The sequence below is a fragment of the Sphingobacterium sp. UDSM-2020 genome, assembly GCF_016132525.1.
In the GTDB taxonomy this organism is placed as follows: domain Bacteria; phylum Bacteroidota; class Bacteroidia; order Sphingobacteriales; family Sphingobacteriaceae; genus Sphingobacterium; species Sphingobacterium anhuiense.
In genome coordinates, this window is the sequence record NZ_CP066166.1 from 5,904,891 (window position 1) to 5,922,278 (window position 17,388).

Consider the following 17,388-nt stretch of genomic DNA (forward strand, 5'->3'; position numbering starts at 1 on the left):
GTATTAAATTACCTATGATTTTTTTCCAACCCAAAGTCATCTCTTCCAATTTGATTTAATTAAGGTAATTTAAAAAATTACCTTAATTTTCAAAATTTCAATTAACAGCCAATGGTAATGCCGTTCACAATAACCGCTTCTTTCTTTACGACCACGATACCGTCACAAACAGCATAGGTCTCATAATCTCCATCTTTAAGATGCTTCCCTCCTTTTATACGAACATTATTACCAATACGACAGTTTTTATCTAGGATTGCATTTTCAATATAACATCGTTCACCGACGCCTACTGGCGGAGGTGCCTGCGTACTTCCTAATTCCAAAACTTCCTCCAGTTGTTCATAATAATCACTCCCCATCATATAGGTGTTTTTAATCACTGTACCATGTCCTATACGGGAGCGAATACCAATGATGGAACGCTGAATTTTATCGCCATTAAGAATACATCCATCTGCAACAATTGTATTGTTTAATGTAGTTCCTGATATTTTAGAAGGAGGCAACATCCGTGCTCTTGTATAAACTGTTTCATTAAACAAATTAAAATCAGGGATATCATCGGTTAAACCAATATTTGCTTCAAAAAAAGAACTAATTGTACCAATGTCGGTCCAGTACCCATCAAATTGATAACTCAGCACATTTTTGGAATCAATACTTTCAGGAATGATTTCTTTCCCAAAATCCATACCTGGATTTTCTTTGAGTAAGGAGGCTAATACTCCTTTTGAAAAAACATAAATCCCCATAGAAGCTAAATAATGTCTACCACGCTTATCCATCTCTTCTGATACTTCGGACCCCCAGTTTAACAGTTCTTCTTTATTAGGCTTTTCTATAAAAGAGGTAATAACATTATTTTCATCCGATTTTAAAATTCCAAATCCTGTTGCATCTTTACCAGTGACAGGAATAGTTGCAATGGTGACATCTCCTTTGTTTTTAACATGAAAGTCAACTAATGCAGCATAATCCATTTGATACAATTGATCACCTGACAGAATAAGTACATAGTCATAATCGACATTCAGCAGATTTTTCTGTGTTCTCCTCACGGCATCGGCTGTCCCTTCGAACCAACGATCGCCTTCATTATTTTGATCTGCAGCTAATATATCTACAAATCCTTTACTAAAAATACTGAAATTATAAGCGTTTTTAATGTGCTTATTTAAAGATGCCGAATTATACTGTGTCAGAACAAAGATTTTATTATATCCGGAATTTAAGCAATTCGAAATCGGAATATCCACCAAACGGTATTTACCAGCAATTGGTACAGCTGGTTTTGAGCGCTGTTCGGTCAAGGGATACAAACGAGTACCTCGTCCACCCCCCAAAACAATAGAGACTACTTTGTGTGACATATTATTTCAATAATTTAGTGTACAAATCCAAATATTTTTGAGCTGACTTATTCCATGAAAAATCCAAATGCATTTCCCTTTGTCTAATTTCTGACAACAAATCGGCCTGGTTAACTATTTCTAAAGTCCTTATCACACCCTGTACTGCATCTTCAACATGTGCTTCGGGAAATACGATACCGTATCCACCTGTATCTTTCACATCAATAACTGTATCTTTGAGCCCGCCAATACCTCTTACGACCGGAATTGTCCCATATTGTAGGGCATATAATTGGTTTAATCCACAAGGCTCCACTCTTGAGGGCATCAATAACAGATCTGTTGCTGCATATACTTGATGTGCAAGTGATTCATTATACCCAAAATAAACTGCGAGCTGTTTTGGATATTTTTCTAAAACCTGTTGCAAAGCAACCTGAATATCTTGATCTCCTGAGCCTAAAATAAATATACTCATTTTGGATTTAATATTTCCCAAAAGTTGATCAATTATTTCAGCTAATAAATCTGCTCCTTTTTCTATCGCAAATCGGCCTATAAACGACATCAATGGTAAAGAAGGATCTAATTTATACTGATCACATAAGTTTTTTTTATTTTGTGATTTACCTTTTTCAACTGTATTAAGATTATAATTCGAATCAATTAAAGTATCTAACTGCGGATTCCAATAATCTGTATCGATCCCGTTAACAATGCCGTATCCTTTTTGCGATTCGGATGCAAACAAAGATTGTAGACCATTTGCTTCGATAAATAATTCTTTTAGATATCCTTCTGAAACCGTAGAAAATGCATCGCAACATTTAACCGCTGCTGCCATGGGATTAATTACACCATCCCAATCAAGCAATCCCCATCGCCAAGTATCGAAACTTGGCAATAAAATACCTTTACTCCAATTCATCCAGCCTTGATACTGTCCATTGTGAACTGTAAAAAGTGTTTTAACATGCGAAAACTGTTGAAATTCATAACTGTATTTCAATAAAAAAGGAACCAATCCAACATGATGATCATGACAATTGATCAAATCGGGTTGGATGCCATCTGCTTTTAACCAATGTAAAAAAGCATGTTGAAATGACAGCCATTGCTCAGATTCATCTGGGTAACAGTATACTTCCTCACGATCTAATTTACCGGGTATGCGAATAAGATATAATGGAAATCCAAGCAGATCATCTGCTTCCTTCAAAATTTCATAATGCAATAATTCCGATCCTTGATAGAAAGCTCCGGAAGCAATATGATCAAACTTATTTTCTTGTGTAAATTTCCGATTGTACCAAGGCATAACAACGGATGCGTCAACACCAAGTTTACGCTGATATTTAGGTAAAGCTCCCAATACGTCTGCCAGTCCGCCTACCTTTGCTACAGGAAAACATTCAACACTTAAATGTATTACTTTCATTATGCTTTTCGTTTTAATATTATACCTCCTAAAGGTGGTAAAGTTATCGTTATCGATTGCTCAAAACCCATCCAGTGAACATGTGTTGAATTGTAAGCTTCGCCGATCAGTCCACTCCCATTAAATTCTAATTGATCTGAATTCAAAATTTCCTCCCATACGCCATTTTTTGGTACACCTATCCTAAATTCTTTTCTAACAACTGGGGTTAGATTTAATATAACTAATAAGTTGTCTTTTTCTTCATATCCCTTGCGTAAATACGCGTACACGCTATTGGTATAATCTCCTTGTTCTACCCATTGAAACCCATCGCTTACAAAAGCTTTCTGATAAAGTGCAGGTTGACTTTTGTACACACGATTTAAGGCGGTAACAAACCTAAGCATACCTTTATGTGGCGAATAATCCAGTAAGTGCCAATCCAAAGATTTGTTTTCATTCCACTCTGCTGTTTGCGCAAATTCATCACCCATAAATAACAGTTTCGTCCCGGTTAATGTAAACATATACAAATAAAGTGCTCTTAAATTTGCGAATTTCTGCCATTCATCACCCGGCATCTTATACAAAAGAGATTTTTTTCCATGCACAACTTCGTCATGAGATAAGGGCAACATAAAATTTTCATGATATGCATATACAGTTGCAAAAGTCAATTTATGATGGTGATATCGGCGATTAATAGGATCTTCTTTGAAATAATCTAACGTATCATGCATCCAACCCATCATCCATTTCATACCAAAACCTAATCCTCCTACAGATGTTGGCTTACTTACACCAGGCCAAGATGTTGATTCCTCTGCGATGGTGTGAACATCTGGGAAATGATGATAAACAGCTTCGTTAAATTCTTTTAAAAACTCTACAGCTTCCAAATTTTCTCTTCCTCCAAATTTATTGGGTTCCCACTCGCCTTCATTACGCGAATAATCAAGATAAAGCATGGAAGCAACGGCATCCACACGCAAACCATCCACATGATACCGGTCCAACCAAAAGAGCGCATTACTAATGAGGAATGATCGCACTTCGTTTCGACCATAATTAAAGATATATGATTTCCAATCTGGATGAAAGCCCTTTCTTATATCTTCGTGCTCGTAAAGGAAACTACCATCGAAACGATATAATCCATGAGCGTCACCAGGATAATGTGAAGGTACCCAATCTAAAATTACACCGATATTATGCTTATGTAAAGATTCGATCAAATACATTAAATCTTGTGGTCCCCCATAGCGTGAAGATGCAGCAAAATAACCCGCAATCTGATAACCCCAAGATGGATAAAAGGGGTGTTCCATAACAGGAAGAAACTCGACATGTGTAAATCCTGTTTCTATTATATAGGGAACTAATCGATCTGCAATTTCGCGATAGGAAAGCAAACGATCGGGATCTGAAGGATCACGTTGCCAGGACCCCAAGTGCATTTCATACACCGACATAGGTTTATCCAAACTATTAAACTGAGCTCTTTGTGACATCCAGTTTTTGTCGTCCCACTCATACCAAGTTGTACCGACGATTGACGCAGTTTGTGGTGGTAACTCACTAATCAACGCAAAAGGATCCGCTTTTTCCAATTGCTCTCCTGCCATCGAATTAATATGGTATTTATATACTTCTCCTATTCCAATATTTGGAATAAATCCTTCCCAGACACCACTACCGTCCCAACGCACATGCAAAAGGTGTGTATAAGGATTCCAGCCATTGAAATTTCCAATGACGGAAACTTGACTTGCATAAGGTGCCCACACGGCAAAATAAACTCCTGATTGACCGCTATACTCAACAACATGAGATCCAAATTTCTCATATAATTTGTAATGTCTTCCAGCTCTAAATAATGATATGTCGAATGCTGTAAGTAACGAAAATACTTCTACTGGTTGACCCATGATCAGATTAGGTGTTAGGTTTAATAATCGTAAATTATGTTATAATTAAGTTTCTGAAATCTTTTTCTACTTGGATATAATCATTGCCTGATTCATCTTTTAACAAGTTGAGTTCAACACCATCTGCCTTAACTGTTCTTACTTCAAATGGAATGCCGATCAGATAAATTTTGTAATCATCAAATCTTTCATTGTAAAGTCCTTCCACTTGTTGCAGTATCACTAAGCTATTATCTGTCCCTTCTAAAAGGAAGTGTTTTTCAGCATAGACACTTTGTTCATAAGCAAAGGTATCGCCATGATCAGCATAGGTATAAGAGTCAAACTTACCTCTACTGAAATAAACATTCAATTTCAAGGCATCAATTTTTTGCTGAAATGTATATTGCATCACGGGATATTCAGGAATTATACTTCCTCCTTTTACAAAAATCGGCATTTCATCTAGGGGAGTATCAATAGTATGTTCCTGTAAACCTACATATTTCTGTAAATTGAAATAATAATACCATTCTCCTTCTGGAAGATAAACCACTTTATTCTTTTGTCCAGGATTAAGAACAGGTGAGACTAAAATTTTATCTCCGAAACAAAACTCTTCCTCTCGTATTAAATTTTTAGGGATATGTTGTTCCACCAAGGAAATCGGTCTTAAAATAGGTTCTCCATAACGATGTTGTTGCCAAAAAATGGTATAGATATAAGGTAGTAATTTATACCTCATTTCAATAAATTTCTTACATATTGCTTCCCATTCAGGGCCAAAACTCCATGGTTCACGGTCGCGGGTATCACCTGCGGAATGTACACGCATGAATGGAGAAAAGACGCCAAATTGCATCCAACGTGTAAACAATTCTCCATCCGGTTCTCCTGTAAATCCTCCAATATCGGTTCCGCAAAAAGAAAGTCCCGAAACGGATAATCTTTGCAACTGCAAAAGACCAATACGAAGATGTTCCCATGTTGCAATATTATCTCCGGTCCATACCGAAGAAAAACGCTGTGTACCCGAATACGCTGCTCTCGTGATAGTAAAAGGTCTTTTATTTTTATATAGCTTTTTTAAACCATCATAGGTAGCACGTACCATCTGCATGCCATATATATTATGCGCTTTCCTGTGGGAACCTCGATAGCCATCATAGTTATGTCTTACGTCATCCGGAAATGTACCTCTTCCAAAAACAGCAGGTTCATTCATATCGTTCCAAAATCCAGCAACTCCGTCATCAACCAAGCCTTTGTATAAAGTACCCCACCATTCCCTAACAGTTGGATTTGTAAAATCGGGAAACTGACATCTTCCAGGCCACACAAAACCTTCCATAAAATAATCATCACCTCGACGACAGAAATACCTATTTTGCTGTCCTTCCTTGAACACCCAATAATTTTCATCAACCTTAATACCAGGATCTATCATAACCACTGTTTTAAAGCCATTGGCAGCTAAATCTGATATCATTTTTTTAGGATCCGGAAAATATTTTTTGTCCCAGGTGAAACATCGATAGCCATCCATATAATCGATATCAAGGTAAATCGCATCGCAAGGAATTTCTCTTTTTCTAAATTCGGCTGTTATCTCTCTTACATTCTGCTCAGGGTAATAACTCCATCGACATTGATGGTAACCAATCCCCCATAATGGAGGCATATAATGTGTTCCAGTGATACTATGATAACGTTTTACCACATCGATCATATTTGGGCCATGAATATAATAATATTGCATCTCACCGCCTTCTGACCAAAAGCTTGTACGTTGTTTATTTTCTGAAGCAAAATCGAAGAATGTTCTGAATGTATTATCAAAGAAAATACCGTAGGCTTCTCCACCAGTCACTCCGATATAAAAAGGAATTGTTTTATAAAGGGGATCTTGATTAAAAGCATAGCCATAGGTATCCGAATTCCAGTTTTTAAATCGTTTACCTCTAAGATTTAAATTTGTTGCTTTGTCTCCCAAGCCGAAGAAAGCTTCATCTTCATGTGCCTTTTTGCTGCAATAGACATAATAACCGCCGAAGTCTGGATTTTCCTCCCAATGCATTGGTTTGTCATCGGTATTGAATACTTTACCTGAAAGATCTTGAAATGAAACCAAAAAATTTGTTTTACGGATAGCGCAGATCACTTTATTTGTTTTCACGTAATAACTTGTTTCATCTTCATCTACAGAAAACGATACTGCGTGCTGATCTGTATCGATAACAGCATAAGAAAAGTCATCTAAAAAAGATCCTTGAGGAGCCAAACGAACGCGAATAATTTCATCAGAAACTATTCGAATTTCCACTTTAGCAATACCATCTGTAAAATAAAATGTATTCCGATCCTTAGAGCATGCTCTTACTCTAGCCAGGTATTTTTTCTCTATAGTAGGAAGGTCTAATACAGGATTATTAACATGATGTACATTATCTTCAGAAGAGTTTGCATCTAACAGATCATTTGCAATTTCCTCTTTTTTTATCGAGTCTCCCATAGTATTTATCTTTAAATAATTTAATCAGTTTAAGCTGAACTTAAATTACGATAAATAATACAAAAACTCGCTACATCATGAAGTAAAGAATAAACTTAATTTTATTTTATAGCTTATTTGCTACGGATTGCTTCCACTGGATCTAATCTAGAAGCCATCAAAGCCGGAACAATACCTGATATCAAACCAATTAACGTCGAAATAAAGACTGTTAAGAGTACCATCTTTATACTCACGACAATTGCTAACCCAGTACCAATTTTAACCAATAATGTGATCAGAAACACGATAGATAAGCCAATAGCACCGCCTAATAGACAGAGCACGATTGATTCGATCAAAAATTGAGACAATATAAAAAAGTTTTTAGCTCCTAAAGCTTTTTGAATACCAATAATATGTGTACGTTCTTTGACACTCACAAACATAATATTGGCTATACCGAATCCGCCTACCAATATGGAGAAAATTCCAATACAGAAACCGGCTAGATTTACAATGCCAAACATTTTATCCAGTTGGGAAGTTATCATGGTTGTTTGATTAATTGAAAAATCGTCCTCTCGTTGAGGAGAAATGCGGTGAATTGAACGCATTAAAACTTTAATTTCACTTTCAGCTTCTGCTAAAGAATACTTTGACATCACTCGAACAGCAATACTGGGTGAAAAATTATCGTAATTAACTAGATTTCGAGCAAGCTCAAAGGGAATAAATGCACTATTATCAGGAGAAGTATTGATCAGAACTCCTTCCCCTTCCTTCTTTAATACACCAATTACCTGTACCTTCCGTCCCAGCATGTTGACATATTTTCCCAGAGGATCACTATTTGGGAAAAGTCCCTCTGCGATGACAGCACCTAAAACAGTCACTAATGACCCTGCACGGGTTTCGCTTTCGACAAAATATCTACCTTTTTCAACATTCAAATTCTGAATACTGTACTGATCCTGTGTTCCTGCTGAAATAGACACCCCAGAGGCATTATTATTTTTATATTTAATCGTAGAATTACCGATATCAATCATATAGGCAATCTTATCTGCCGTTGTTATGCGTTCTTTCAGCATTAAATAATCCTCATATTTAGGTTCTGGTCTATTGAGATATTTCCACCAAGGGAAATCGGGCCCTCCAGTCCAAGGCCATTTCTGAACGTATAATGTATTTGATCCTATCTTCTTAACAGAATCTTCTATATTATTTCGTAATGTATCAACAGCTGAAAAGACACCAATAATCGTTAAAATACCTATTGTTACCCCTAATAAGGACAATAAAGTACGCGTACGGTTATCTTTTAGAGCCGACAGTGCGAATTTTGCACTTTCCTTAATGAGACCTATTGCTAGCATATTCAGGTTCTAAATTACAATTAAGTTTTGATTTTATGTCAAAATCAATTCATTAATCAATTTAATCCAGAAAGAAACTCCCTTTTAACTAAAAAATTGACTACCTTTGTATGCTTATTTATGTTCCAATAAGTCTGTTATAGGAAACTTAAATACATATAAAAGGCAATCATTTAAAATATCAATATTAAAGATGAAGTTATCTCAATTTAAATTCAACTTACCAGAGTCTCTTTTGGCGTCTGAACCAACTGAAAATCGTGACGAATCACGCTTAATGGTTTTACACCGTGATACTGGTAAAATTGAGCATAAAATTTTTAAAGATGTATTAGATTATTTTGATGACAAAGATGTCATGATTTTAAATAATACAAAAGTTTTTCCGGCGCGTCTATATGGCAATAAAGAAAAAACTGGTGCTACAATCGAAGTTTTCTTGTTACGTGAATTAAACAAAGAACTTCGTTTATGGGATGTATTGGTTGATCCAGCTCGAAAAATCCGTGTAGGAAACAAACTTTACTTTGGAGATGATGATTTATTAGTTGCTGAAGTTGTTGACAACACGACTTCACGTGGACGTACAATCCGTTTCTTATTTGATGGAACTGATGAAGAATTTCGTCGTAATATTGAGATTTTGGGTGAAACTCCACTTCCAAAATATATTACTCGTAAAGCAACACCTGAGGATAAATTTCGTTATCAAACAATTTATGCAAAAAATGAAGGAGCAGTTGCAGCACCAACTGCAGGTCTTCACTTCTCTCGCGAGTTGATGAAACGTTTGGAACTAAAAGGTGTTGATTTTGCTGAAGTAACTTTACATGTTGGATTGGGAACTTTCAGAACAGTTGAAGTTGAAGATTTAACAAAACACAAAATGGATTCTGAGCAGTTTATCATCACGGAAGAAGCTGCTAAAACAGTAAATAAAGCTATTGACTTAAAAAGAAGAGTTTGTGCCGTAGGAACGACTTCAATGCGCGCAATCGAATCAGCTGTTTCTGCTGATCGTCACTTAAAACCAGCGAACGATTGGACGAGTAAATTTATTTATCCGCCATACGATTTCAGTATTGCAAACTCAATGATTACGAATTTCCATACTCCAGAATCTACTTTATTAGTAATGATTGCTGCTTTTGGTGGTTACGAACACGTTATGAATGCTTATGAACAAGCGGTTAAAGAAAAATACAGATTTTACAGCTATGGCGATGCCATGTTGATTATCTAATCGACAATTAAAAAATACAGACGTGGATAAATAGTATATTTATCCACGTTTTTTGTTTTCAATCCTTTTATATTCATCATAACTCATGATCGATCAAAGCTTTGTTTTAATAGTTGCGGCTGGCAAAGGTAGTCGTATGCAGTCAGATTTACCGAAACAATATCTATTGATGAACGGGAAACCAGTCTTGATGCATACGATAGAGAAGTTCTATACAAGTACAAAACAACCCCATATCATCATAGCGATTGATCCAGCAATGGAGTATTTTTGGAAATCTCTTTGTCAAGAATACAAGTTTACTATTCCTCATGATATTACTTATGGAGGAGAAACAAGATTTCAGACGGTCAAAAATGGAATTGCATTTATCAAAAAAAAGCAACTAAATTTACAGGAAATTGCTATCGCTGTGCATGACGCGGCGAGACCTTTAATAGCCACCAATACAATTGATCTTGCTTTTGAACAAGTGGAGGTTTCTAAAGCGGTAATCGTTGCTCGTTCGTGTACTGATTCTGTTCGTATGACGACAGCAGATACCAACTATGCAATTGATCGTAATCATATTTGGCTTGTACAGACGCCTCAGATTTTTGAAGGAGGTTTACTAGAAACTGCTTATGAACAGGATGAAGAGGCGACTTTTACAGATGATGCTTCCGTTGTGGAAAGATTAGGTATACCTATTCATATTGTGATTGGTGATTATAAAAACATTAAGATAACTTATCCTGAGGATTTAGAAATTGCACAGATCTACTCAAAAGTATAGAAGTGTATAATTACACCCTGATCTCAAGTTGATCGTAAGCTAAAGTAATATTTGCAGGAAGTTCCTTTACAACATCTTTATGTAGCCCCATGCGATGACCAATATGTGTTAGATAAGTTTGTTCAGCTCCTATTTCTTGAGCAAAAGCTACAGCTTCATCCAAAGTCATATGCGAAACATGGCTTTCTTTTTGTAAAGCATTTATAACTAAAACTTTCAATCCCTGAAGTTTTTCTTTTGTTAAATGGGATACGGTCTTTGCATCTGTAATATAAGCAAAATCGTCTATTCTGAAACCTAAGACAGGCATTTGATAATGCATCACTTCCAAAGGAAGAATTTCCTTTCCAAACAAATGAAATGGTTTTAATGCTTCAATTTCCACTAATTCTAAACGCGGTATCCCAGGGTATTTTACTCCAGAAAAAGCATAGTAAAATTCTCTTCTTAACGCATCATGAAGAACACCTGTACCATAAATATCTATGGAAGACTGTTGCTTAAAATTAAATGCTCTAACATCATCAAGACCTGCGATATGATCTTTATGTGAATGTGTCATTAATACCGCATCCATATGCATCACATGTTCGCGTAGCATTTGATATCTAAAATCTGGCCCCGTATCTACGACAATGTTTCTATCGTCATAACTAATCAAAATAGAGGAACGAAGACGTTTATCAAAATGACTATTTGATAAACAAACAGCACATTGACAAGCGATAACAGGTACACCCTGAGAAGTTCCAGTTCCTAAAAATTTGACTATCAACGTTTTGATTTTAGTTTAGTAATTTGTGTATAAATAGTAAGGTGCTTCTCATTAACGCGTGATTGATCGATGTCGATTTCAGTTAAAATAGCCATCAAAGACTGAATTTTCATCTCTAAATTAGAAAACTTATTCACGACAACTACAAGTGAACTCTGTAACACACACGCTCCTGTCTTAAAAGTCCCTTTCTCGTACCTCACCCTATATCCCTGATCCTTAAAAAGTTCTTCGATCTTATCTAAACTTCCTTGTGTATATGCTACCAATTTTTCCCTTATTTATGCTTGTGCCTATATTCAAACTTAGATAAATTTGCTCAGATTTGCAATACAATTACCTCTATTTGAACAGGAATTGTACAGGTTGCAATGCACTTTTATCATTGTTGATAACCTATAAAATTCTGATTTTTCTGATAAACATGGCTGGAAATAAATAGCAATCAGTCCCTAAATAATTGTATATGAAAAGCTTTATACATTAAATTTTAAAGATTATTTCGCCAATCGAATTATTTCTTCACCAAAGATATCCCAGCTATATTTTTTCTTTTCCTCTTTCATATTTTCACGAAAGACACTTCCTTTATTTTGATCATAAAAAGATGCTATTCCTTTTACAATTTCCGCTACATTAGGTTCGACAACGGTACCAACGAGTCCATCGTGCACCAATTCTGGCAGTCCGCCTACTCGAGTAACGATCATAGGAAGATCAAAGTGATAGGCTACTTGGGTAATACCGCTTTGTGTCGCAGTTCTATAGGGTAATACGACAACATCGGCTGCACAGAAATATTTGCCAACTTCATCATTCGGAATAAAGGAAGTATGGAGATAAACACGGTCTTGCAAACCGTACTTTTGAATTAGTGACTGGTAAAGATCTTCATCTCCATAAAACTCTCCAGCTAGCAATAATTTTACATTTAATTCCTTAAGTTCTACTTTTCCTAACGCTTCCAAAAGCATATCCAATCCTTTATACTGGCGTATAAAACCAAAGAACAAGACAACTTTGTCTTCCACTGGTATCTTCAGCGCTGCTCTTGCTTGTTCTAGACTAATGCTAGGACCATAGTTATCGTATAAAGGATGTGGTGTATAAGTTGCAGGTATCTTAGAATTGATCTCTTTTAAATCATCCAAAACACTTCTACTCATCGTCACACAACCATCAACAGCATTTAAGAAGTATTTCGCTAATATTTGATCTCCAATCCGATGTTCATGTGGAATGATATTATCAGCAATACATACTACTTTTGTGTGTTTGTTTTGACGTACAATTCTCTGAATCGTTCCAAGGCAGGGCCCAAAAAAAGGCATCCAGAAGCGCACGATTAAGAGATCATAATTTGCTTTCTTTAGTTCCAGTCCTATTTTGATCCAGTTAAAAGGATTGACAGAATTCACCTTTGAAAAAATTCGTAATCCATTTGGTGCGGACTCATCTGAAAATTGCGATTTACCAGGAAATAAAAAATTGGGGTACTGGAGTGAAAAAGAATAAATATCCACCTCATGTCCCATTTGCTGATAATGCTCGGCCAATCGTTCATTAAATGAAGCTATCCCCCCTCCTCTTAATGGATATGCAGATCCTAAGATAACAATGCGCATTTCTATTAATTATATTACTTTCTCGATCTGATAATTATTACGATCTGTACTGTTTCTCGAAACCAATTCTGCCAAAAAACCGGTTAGAAACAATTGTGAACCAATGATAATCGCTGTCAATGATAAAAAAAACATCGGCTGATCTGTGACATCTCTAAATGGTGTCCCAGCGGCGATATTCATCAATTTGTGACAGATCAAGTATAAAGTAATAATAAGACCTACTAAAAAACTCACTACACCCATTACACCAAAGAAGTGCATAGGACGTTTAGCAAATTTTCCAACAAAAAATATGGATAATAAATCAAGAAAACCCTTTACAAAACGACCTGCACCAAATTTGGTTGTACCGTATTTTCTTGGATAATGCTGTACAACCTGTTCTTGAATATTGGTAAAACCTGCCCATTTCGCTATAACAGGAATGTAACGATGCATTTCTCCATACACTTCAATGTTTTTAACAACATCTTTACGATATGCTTTCAATCCACAATTAAAATCATGCAAATTATTAATTCCCGACATACCTCTTGTCACAGCATTGAACAGTTTAGTAGGTAATGTCTTTGTAAGTGGATCATAGCGTTTCTGTTTCCATCCAGAAACTAGATCTGCCCCTTTATTCATTATACGATCATACAATTCCGGAATTTCGTCAGGACTATCCTGTAAATCGGCATCCATTGTAATTACCACATCACCTTGAGCTGCTGCAAAGCCAACATTTAAAGCAGCAGATTTACCGTAATTACGTCTAAATTTTATTGCTGAAATATTGTTATTGCTCTTTTTTAATTCTTCAATTATAGCCCATGATTTATCCTTGCTTCCGTCATCAACTAAAATAATTTCATAAGAAAACTGGTGTTTAGCCATCACACGGTCTATCCATGAGGTTAGCTCTGGTAAAGATTCTTCTTCATTAAGAAGGGGAACAACAACTGAAATATCCATATGTACGTTGATCATTGTCAATATATTTGCTTTATAAACAAGTTAAGGTATCGTCATTCTGACAACACCTTAACGTAATGATTTTTTTAAATTTATTCTTTTAAACAGCAGGATTACTGCTAGCTTTTTGACCATTTTTTGTCAAAGCGGCTAACATTAGGGCAAACAAAAAATAAGGAAGTAAGGTGATAATAAAACCTTTTGCACGAGCGCCCACAGTCATGTTTGCAACCGATTCATTATCTTTCTCCATTTGTTCAATGCTTACATCTATTGTTTTTTGCTTTTCTTCTTCACTGGCAAAACCTGTACTTCTTTCCATACTTTCAATCCGAGCATTCATCATTACATGAAAATTTTCTTCCTGAAGAGTTGGTTCTACATATTTTAAATAGGTAAAGGTACTTACTGAAGCGACTAAATGATTAATTACAAGCATGATGTAAATACATTTCAACGCCTTACTAAAGTCCCAGATACCTCCCATTTTTTTTCGTAGCGCAAAGGTTATTAAAACCGTCACACCTAAAAATAAAATAAAATTAAAAAATGGATTGCTGTACTGCAATAAGGCTGATCCTTCTAACGGCTTTACTACATAAATGGAACATAATCCTAAGAAAAATGAAATCACCCCTAAGCCAACACCATATAGGATACTTGTAATCTTACTATTTTTGTCAACACCAACTTCCATTAGCCCTTGTAAAAGTTAGTAATAATTTGATAAAGAGCTGCATCGAAAGCTTTGTTTTCACTGTGAGATTCATACTCTTCAAACTGCGCATCTTTAGGGTTAATCTCACTGAAGAAACTTATGATTGCATAAAATAGCTCATAAACCTCACTTGATGGATTGATTGTTTTTGCAGTTTTTGCAATTTCTGCATATGTACTTTCTACTAAAATTTGATTGGCAATGATATCTTCATAAATCTCATGCTCATCTTGAAACTCATCTTCATCAACCAATAAAAACTCCTTCAAGTAATCATCTAAATCAGGATCAATCTCATCATCTTTACATTCACGTAAGTATAAAAATATATTCAATAGTTCTGTACCGCGATCTATTGTTTCATCTTCGATTTTCTCCCATTCTTCAGACTCCAAATAATCTTCTTCTAATTTTTGAATATCAATAGAAAAAAAGTTCATCAATAACAGATCGACATATACTTCTCTTAACTCATCAAATAGTGGATAGTCATCAAAAGCTTCATCCAATAAAGCCAATTTATCGATATATTTTCCATCGGTATCAAAAACATGCTCAACTTTTGTTAAAAATTCTGATTTTGTTTCGATGTTATCTACTCTACCGTAGGTATTAATCCCTGCAGCAACAGCCGCTTTAATATTCGCTTCCATTATTAAGCATTTTTTATGATTTGACCATTATTGATCACTAATTTAACTTTCCCTTTTAACTCTTTTCCGAACAAAGGACTATTTCTAGATTTGGATCTGTTTGATTCTTGATCAAAAATCCAATTTTCATTCATACTGAATAGCACCAAATTGGCCACTTCACCCTCTTTTATTTCAGGCAAAGTTAATCCAACTACCCGTCGTGAATTTACAGCTAATTTTTCAACTATCTGTTGTTCGTTTAATCCTGCTTTGATTAAAAGAGGTAAAACAGTCTGTAAACCAATTATACCATTTTTTGCGATATGAAATTCAACATTTTTAAATTCAATTTCATGCGGAGTATGTTGTGAAACAACAGCATCAATAACACCATCCTTCAATCCTTTTATTAACGCTTTTGCATCGGATTTGGTACGCAACGGGGGACTTACTTTATAATTACTATCAAAATCAACAATTTCATCATCAGTAAAAACCAATTGATGTGCGGCAACATCACAGGTAACCTGAATTCCTTTTGCTTTTGCCTTTTTTATCAAATCTACCGCTTCGGCTGTACTTATCGTAGTAAAGTGAATAGGTGACTCGGCATATTCAGCTAGATAAAGGTCACGAGAAACCATCAAAGACTCTGCAAGATTAGGAATACCTTTCATACCTAAATAAGTACTCATCACCCCTTCGTTCATTTTATTACCTCCCGCCATTGAAGCATCTTCTGGATGAGCAATGATTAAGCCTCCAAATCCGCGCGCATATAATAATGCACGGCTCATTAAACCAGCATGCTGCATACTTTTATTGCCATCACTAAAAGCAATGGCACCAGTCTGTTTCATATCATACAACTCAGCCATTTCATGGCCTTCGCGATTTTTACTCACTGCTCCGATCGGTAAAATATCTACCAAATTACCTTTTGCAATATTGACAATTAAAGCGACTTCAGCCCTGCTTTGGATTGCCGGTTGCGTATTGGGCATCACAGCAACAGCAGTGTACCCTCCAGCGGCGGCAGCTGCCGATCCAGAAGTAATATCTTCTTTGGTTTCCAAACCTGGCTCACCAAAATTAGCATTTAGGTCAAAGAAACCTATAGAAAGGATATTTCCTGAACCATCGAATATTTCTATATTTTTATCAGCGACTTCAATGGAATTTGCAATTTTGGAAATCTTTCCTTTTTCAATGAATACATCAACCACCTGTTGATCAAATTCATTTCCCGGCAAAACCACTTTGACAGAAGTAATTAATACGCTTTTCATATGCTTAAGAAGTTGAAATTTATTGGATTTGAATAGTAAGTACGCGCAGTTTTAAAGCACACTAATACTCTTTCCTTAGTAGAATTCAATAAAAATAGCGAGTTTTCTCTTTGAAAATTAGAGGAAGGATTATTTTTAATACGTGTAGCTTTAGACTGCTTCATTTCAAAAAACAAAGTTACAAAATACTATCGATTCTCCATTGAATTTTAGAAAATATTCACGTAGCTATCGCTATTCTGTTCCCCACTGATAATGATTAAAATTAAAACCAGCCAGACTCAACACCCGATCCACGACTGTACCTGCCAATTCATCAAAAGTTTTTGGCAAACTGTAAAACGACGGTGATGCCGGGCAGATAATACCACCTGCATCAGTAACAACTTTCATATTTTGAATATGAATATGACTTAAAGGTGTTTCTCTAGTTACTAAAATTAATTTTCTACGTTCTTTCAATATGACATCAGCTGCCCTTGTTGTTAAATCAGAAGAGATACCATGCGCGATACGTGCTAAAGTCCCCATTGAACAAGGACAGATAATCATCGTGTCAAATCGTGCAGATCCCGAAGCAAATGGCGCAAAAAAATCATTTTTACTGTAAAACTGGAAAGGGAATTGTTCATAATCTTTATTTTGCAACTCCTCCTGCCACACAACTTTGGCATTGTCAGACATTACTACTCCCACTTCACTGATCTGATCTTTTAATTCCATCAGTCGATTTAGCAGAACCTTAGCATAGATGGAACCACTTGCTCCTGTTATTGCTACTACAATTTTTCTAGACATAATTTCCTTTTAATAAAA

Annotated in this window: 15 protein-coding genes; 2 read left to right on the forward strand and 13 right to left on the reverse strand. The window is 35.7% G+C overall.

The window, feature by feature from the left end; all coding sequences use genetic code 11:
• Positions 1-101 precede the first annotated feature (101 nt).
• The 5 genes from JAZ75_RS25065 to JAZ75_RS25085 form a co-directional block, all read right to left on the reverse strand.
• A complete protein-coding gene (locus JAZ75_RS25065) occupies positions 102-1,373 on the reverse strand; it encodes a glucose-1-phosphate adenylyltransferase (protein WP_021188128.1) in 1,272 nt (423 codons plus the stop codon).
• 1 nt (position 1,374) lies between these two features.
• Entirely contained in the window at positions 1,375-2,793 is a 1,419-nt protein-coding gene (locus JAZ75_RS25070) for a glycogen/starch synthase (protein WP_317192284.1), read from the reverse strand.
• The gene (glgB, locus tag JAZ75_RS25075) at positions 2,793-4,703 is read right to left on the reverse strand and encodes a 1,4-alpha-glucan branching protein GlgB (protein ID WP_208699323.1); all 1,911 of its coding nucleotides are present in this window, start codon (positions 4,701-4,703) and stop codon (positions 2,793-2,795) included. The genes JAZ75_RS25070 and glgB overlap by 1 nt, the downstream gene beginning before the upstream one ends.
• A 34-nt stretch (positions 4,704-4,737) precedes the next feature.
• Positions 4,738-7,194: a glycoside hydrolase family 31 protein gene (locus JAZ75_RS25080; RefSeq protein WP_208699325.1), complete on the reverse strand. Its 2,457-nt coding sequence runs from the start codon at positions 7,192-7,194 to the stop codon at positions 4,738-4,740.
• A 113-nt stretch (positions 7,195-7,307) separates the two neighbouring features.
• Positions 7,308-8,552, reverse strand: coding sequence for an ABC transporter permease (locus tag JAZ75_RS25085; RefSeq protein ID WP_132771824.1), 1,245 nt, complete (start codon positions 8,550-8,552; stop codon positions 7,308-7,310).
• Between the two features lie 193 nt (positions 8,553-8,745).
• Between JAZ75_RS25085 and queA the strand changes: the two genes are divergently transcribed.
• Together queA and JAZ75_RS25095 are read left to right on the forward strand one after the other, a co-directional pair.
• The gene (gene queA / locus JAZ75_RS25090; RefSeq protein ID WP_045752934.1) at positions 8,746-9,795 is read left to right on the forward strand and encodes a tRNA preQ1(34) S-adenosylmethionine ribosyltransferase-isomerase QueA; all 1,050 of its coding nucleotides are present in this window, start codon (positions 8,746-8,748) and stop codon (positions 9,793-9,795) included.
• Between the two features lie 85 nt (positions 9,796-9,880).
• The gene (locus tag JAZ75_RS25095; RefSeq protein WP_208699327.1) at positions 9,881-10,570 is read left to right on the forward strand and encodes a 2-C-methyl-D-erythritol 4-phosphate cytidylyltransferase; all 690 of its coding nucleotides are present in this window, start codon (positions 9,881-9,883) and stop codon (positions 10,568-10,570) included.
• A 10-nt stretch (positions 10,571-10,580) separates the two neighbouring features.
• Here the strand turns inward: JAZ75_RS25095 and JAZ75_RS25100 are convergent, their stop codons facing one another.
• The 8 genes from JAZ75_RS25100 to JAZ75_RS25135 form a co-directional block, all read right to left on the reverse strand.
• On the reverse strand, positions 10,581-11,345 hold the full coding sequence (locus JAZ75_RS25100) for an MBL fold metallo-hydrolase (RefSeq protein WP_208699329.1): 765 nt from the start codon (positions 11,343-11,345) through the stop codon (positions 10,581-10,583).
• On the reverse strand, positions 11,342-11,614 hold the full coding sequence (locus JAZ75_RS25105; RefSeq protein ID WP_021188135.1) for a hypothetical protein: 273 nt from the start codon (positions 11,612-11,614) through the stop codon (positions 11,342-11,344). The genes JAZ75_RS25100 and JAZ75_RS25105 overlap by 4 nt, the downstream gene beginning before the upstream one ends.
• A 228-nt stretch (positions 11,615-11,842) precedes the next feature.
• Positions 11,843-12,970 (reverse strand): glycosyltransferase, encoded by a 1,128-nt coding sequence (locus JAZ75_RS25110; RefSeq protein ID WP_132843188.1) that lies wholly within the window; start codon positions 12,968-12,970, stop codon positions 11,843-11,845.
• 9 nt (positions 12,971-12,979) lie between these two features.
• Positions 12,980-13,930, reverse strand: coding sequence for a glycosyltransferase family 2 protein (locus JAZ75_RS25115; protein WP_208702608.1), 951 nt, complete (start codon positions 13,928-13,930; stop codon positions 12,980-12,982).
• Between the two features lie 100 nt (positions 13,931-14,030).
• Entirely contained in the window at positions 14,031-14,627 is a 597-nt protein-coding gene (locus tag JAZ75_RS25120) for a DUF4199 domain-containing protein (RefSeq protein WP_208699331.1), read from the reverse strand.
• Positions 14,627-15,301 carry a hypothetical protein gene (locus JAZ75_RS25125; RefSeq protein WP_021188139.1) on the reverse strand — a complete coding sequence of 225 codons (675 nt, stop codon included), beginning with the start codon at positions 15,299-15,301 and terminating at the stop codon, positions 14,627-14,629. Before JAZ75_RS25125 ends, JAZ75_RS25120 begins: the two co-directional genes overlap by 1 nt.
• 2 nt (positions 15,302-15,303) lie before the next feature.
• The gene (locus JAZ75_RS25130) at positions 15,304-16,572 is read right to left on the reverse strand and encodes a dihydroorotase (protein WP_132843185.1); all 1,269 of its coding nucleotides are present in this window, start codon (positions 16,570-16,572) and stop codon (positions 15,304-15,306) included.
• 234 nt (positions 16,573-16,806) lie between these two features.
• Entirely contained in the window at positions 16,807-17,370 is a 564-nt protein-coding gene (locus JAZ75_RS25135) for a UbiX family flavin prenyltransferase (RefSeq protein ID WP_132771829.1), read from the reverse strand.
• Positions 17,371-17,388: the final 18 nt, after the last annotated feature.